Raw genomic sequence first — 581 nt, 5'->3', positions numbered from 1 at the left:
CGTCGAGCATCTCGCCGCGGCGGATGGCCTCGCTCACGGTCAGGGCCTGATTGTAGTCGCACATCAGCGTGACGTCGTCGCCGACCGCCTTGCGCACCGCGCGCACCACCGCGAGGTCTTCCCTGGCATCGGGCCGGCCGACGCGGATCTTGGCGGCGTGAAACCCCTCGGCGAGCAGCCGGTGCGCCTCGTCGACGGCCGCCGCCGCCGGCATGATGCCGAGCCCCTTGGAATTGTAGGCCTTCAGCGGCTTCGGCGCGCCGCCGAGCAGCCGCGCCAGCGGCAGCCCGCGGGCGCGGGCCAGCGCATCCCAGGCCGCCATGTCGATGCCGGATTGCGCCAGCCGCTGCAGGCCTGCCAGCCCGAGCAGCGTGAAGCGCTGGGTCAGCTTGCGCTCGATCTCGAAGGGCAGCAGGTCGTCGCCGGCGAGCAGTTGTGACATTTCCGTGACCATTGCGGTCAGCGGCTTCAGCGCCATTGGCGTGTTCGCGAACAGATAGGCGTGCCCGCGCACGCCCCGGTCGGTCTCGCAATCGATCAACACCAGCGGCGCCCTGGCGACGGCACCGGTCGAGGTCTGC

1 protein-coding gene is annotated in these 581 nt (G+C 71.1%); it reads right to left on the bottom strand.

What is annotated here, in order from left to right; all coding sequences use genetic code 11:
- The coding region (locus AACY49_RS30030; RefSeq protein WP_339527857.1) for an enolase C-terminal domain-like protein at positions 1-581 on the bottom strand (581 nt) is incomplete at both ends.

The organism is Pseudomonas sp. EL_65y_Pfl2_R96, assembly GCF_963970905.1.
In the GTDB taxonomy this organism is placed as follows: Bacteria; Pseudomonadota; Gammaproteobacteria; order Pseudomonadales; family Pseudomonadaceae; genus Aquipseudomonas.
Note: the sequence above shows the minus strand (reverse complement) of the source record. Positions and strands in the feature narration are given on the sequence as shown.